Below are 3,388 nucleotides of genomic sequence, written 5' to 3'. Positions count from 1 at the left end.
TATTGTTTGGCTACCCCATATGGAGAACGGGGATAGAATGGAGTTGTCTCTTTTTGTGGAACTTCCTGCACTTTACCGAACAATTCGGAAGTAGAAGCCTGATAGATGCGGGTTTTCTTTTCCAGTCCCAGGATGCGTACCGCTTCGAGCATACGCAACGTACCGATAGCATCCGCTTCGGCTGTGTATTCCGGGACGTCGAATGAAACCTTCACGTGGCTTTGAGCAGCGAGATTGTAGATTTCATCCGGTTGCACCTGTTGAATAATACGAATTAACGAACTAGAATCTGTCATATCCCCATAATGCAGATTGATCGTACGTTTCTGTTTCATGTCGCGCACCCACTCGTCAAAATACAAATGTTCAATACGTCCTGTATTGAACGAAGAAGAACGACGGAGTATACCGTGTACTTCGTAACCTTTTTGCAATAGAAATTCGGCAAGATAAGAACCATCCTGCCCGGTGATGCCTGAAATTAGGGCTTTTTTCATACGCTATTATTTAATATAATTGAAAATGTGGGTGCAAATGTCGGCATTTTTTGTGAGCCAGCCAAGCTACTACCCAATTATTTTTCAGCACAGTCTTTCAGCACGGTTTTTCCCCATTATTTTGTCGATAATCAAAGCGATAGCTCCGTCGCCCGTCACGTTGCAGGCTGTGCCGAAACTGTCCATTGCGATGTAAAGCGCAATCATCAAAGCCTGTGCCGATTCGTCGAAGCCGAGCATGGATTGAAGAATTCCCAGAGAGGCCATGATAGCTCCGCCCGGAACTCCCGGAGCGGCTATCATTGTGATGCCCAGCATAAAGATAAATCCGGCAAACAAGGGGAAGTCGAACGGTATTCCTTGCATCATCATCAATGCCAGTGCGCAGGCTACGATTTTCAGTGTGCTGCCCGACAGATGAATGGTGGCGCAGAGCGGAATCACGAAACCGGCCACTTCGGCAGATACCCCGTTCTTTTTGGTCTGTTCCAGCGTTACAGGGATGGTGGCTGCCGAAGACTGTGTGCCCAATGCCGTGAAGTAAGCCGGCAGCATTTTATTAAGTAATTTAAACGGGTTTTTGTGTACAAACAATGCCGCGATGGAATACTGAAGAACTAACAGGAAGATGTGAAGAGCAAAGATGACTCCGATAATTTTAATAAACACCATCAGGATGGAATATACTTGTCCCGAATGTGTCATGTTGAGGAATATGCCAAAGATATAAAGCGGCAGCAAAGGCAGAATGACTGCGCTAATCATTCGTACGATAATTTCCTGAAAATCACGTGCCACGTTTTTCAATGCGTCGCTGTTCAGTGATGCCAGGCCCAAGCCCAAGGTGAAAGCCAATACCAAGGCCGTCATGACGTTCATCAGCGGTGGGATGGAGACGGAGAAGTAGGGGAGGATTCCTTGTGCTTCGCTCACTTCTTCAAGCGGCGCTCCCGGTTCGATGAGTGACGGAAACACGGTGACTCCTGTGAAGTAGGAGAGGAATCCCGAAAACAGGGTGGCGAAATAAGCAATCAGAGCCGTCACGAGCAGCATTTTTCCTGCACCTTTTCCGATGTCGGCAATAGCCACCGTTACCAGTCCGACGATAATCAGCGGGATAGAGAAATTGAGAAACTCGCTGAAAATGCCGTTGAAAGTAACGAATATTCGCACTAGCGGAGCCGGGAAAAAAGTGCCGATGGCAATACCCAAAATGATGGCGATTACGATGCGTGCCAACAAACCGATTTTGATCTTCTTCATCCTTGATTTTATTTGTAGACCACAAAAATAATATTTTAATCTAAAATATTGCGAACAAATGTGCATTTCAACTGTTACTAAGATAAAGAATATTCAAAATATATAAGTTATGGCAAATCAGAATAAAACAGATATCGGACTTATCGGCTTGGCTGTGATGGGCGAGAATCTTGCTTTAAACATGGAGAGTAAGGGGTGGCATGTATCGGTATATAACCGTACCGTTCCCGGAGTAGAGGAAGGAGTGGTAGGTCGCTTTATGAATGGTCGTGCAAAAGGTAAAAACATCGAAGGATTCACAGATATAAAAGCATTTGTAGATTCGATAGCTATTCCCCGTAAGATAATGATGATGGTTCGTGCCGGAAGTCCGGTTGACGAACTGATGGATCAGCTGTTCCCGTTGCTTTCACCGGGAGACATTCTTATTGATGGCGGTAACTCCAATTACGAAGATACCAACCGTCGCGTCAAACTGGCGGAGTCGAAAGGATTTCTCTTTGTTGGTAGCGGAGTGTCCGGCGGTGAAGAAGGAGCCTTGAATGGAGCTTCTATCATGCCCGGCGGTTCGGAGAAAGCATGGCCGGAAGTGAAACCGATCCTTCAAAGCATTGCGGCAAAAGCACCGGACGGCACTCCCTGTTGCCAATGGGTAGGCCCTGCCGGATCGGGTCATTTTGTGAAGATGATTCACAACGGTATCGAATATGGTGATATGCAGCTGATTGCTGAAGCCTATTGGGTGATGAAAAAGTTGCTGGATCTGACCAATGAGGAAATGGCTGATGTCTTTGCCCGTTGGAACGAAGGCAAACTACGCAGCTACCTGATTGAAATCACCGCCAACATCCTGCGGCATAAAGACAAATCTGGAGGGTATCTGATTGATAAAATCTTGGATGCGGCCGGACAGAAAGGTACCGGCAAATGGTCGGTCATCAACGCTATGGAACTCGGTATGCCGTTGGGATTGATTGCCACAGCGGTATTCGAACGAAGCCTTTCTGCACAGAAAGACTTGCGTCATCTGGCTTCCAGACAATATCAGTGTCAACATACACAACCTATATATAATAAGGTGGAACTCGTAAAGAATATATTTTCTGCTCTTTATGCTTCCAAACTCGTCTCTTATGCCCAGGGATTCGCCGTGTTGCAACGTGCTTCCGACGCTTTCGACTGGCATCTCGACCTGGCTTCCATTGCCCGCATGTGGCGTGGGGGATGCATCATCCGCAGTATATTCCTGAACGACATTGCTGCCGCCTTCGAAGCCACCGACAAGCCTAAACACTTGTTGTTGGCTCCTTATTTTAAAGAAGAAATGAAAACGCTGCTTCCCGGATGGAAAAACCTGGTGGCGGAAGCCATGAAAGAAGAACTTCCTGTTCCTGCTTTCTCTTCTGCGCTGAACTATTTCTATTCGCTCACATCTGCCGATCTGCCCGCCAATCTTGTGCAGGCACAACGCGATTATTTCGGTGCGCACACTTTCGAGCGCAAAGACGAGTTGCGTGGACAGTTCTTCCACGAGAACTGGACAGGTCACGGAGGAGATACGAAATCGGGTACATATAATGTTTAAATAGAAAACAGTTTTGAAATGATAAATGGGAATTTGAAATGAT

3 protein-coding genes are annotated in these 3,388 nt (G+C 46.6%); 1 reads left to right on the top strand and 2 read right to left on the bottom strand.

The window, feature by feature from the left end:
- Together BXY_RS04320 and BXY_RS04315 are read right to left on the bottom strand one after the other, a co-directional pair.
- Positions 1-497: GDP-mannose 4,6-dehydratase (locus BXY_RS04320; RefSeq protein ID WP_208946759.1), on the bottom strand; the 497-nt coding region annotated here is incomplete at its 3' end.
- Positions 498-581: 84 nt separating this feature from the next.
- Positions 582-1,760 (bottom strand): dicarboxylate/amino acid:cation symporter, encoded by a 1,179-nt coding sequence (locus tag BXY_RS04315; protein WP_015531270.1) that lies wholly within the window; start codon positions 1,758-1,760, stop codon positions 582-584.
- 109 nt (positions 1,761-1,869) lie between these two features.
- On the opposite strand from BXY_RS04315, the gene gnd reads away from it, so the two are divergent.
- Positions 1,870-3,345, top strand: coding sequence for a decarboxylating NADP(+)-dependent phosphogluconate dehydrogenase (gnd, locus tag BXY_RS04310; protein WP_015531269.1), 1,476 nt, complete (start codon positions 1,870-1,872; stop codon positions 3,343-3,345).
- Positions 3,346-3,388 lie beyond the last annotated feature (43 nt).

The organism is Bacteroides xylanisolvens XB1A, from assembly GCF_000210075.1.
In the GTDB taxonomy this organism is placed as follows: domain Bacteria; phylum Bacteroidota; class Bacteroidia; order Bacteroidales; family Bacteroidaceae; genus Bacteroides; species Bacteroides xylanisolvens.
The sequence above is the reverse complement of the archived record's forward strand: the minus strand, read 5'-3'. Positions and strand labels throughout refer to the sequence as shown.

Excerpts from the sequence above, each read along its gene's own strand:
- BXY_RS04315 (WP_015531270.1), bottom strand. The coding sequence starts at position 1,760 with ATGAAGAAGATCAAAATCGGTTTGTTGGCACGCATCGTAATCGCCATC.
- gnd (WP_015531269.1), top strand. The coding sequence starts at position 1,870 with ATGGCAAATCAGAATAAAACAGATATCGGACTTATCGGCTTGGCTGTG.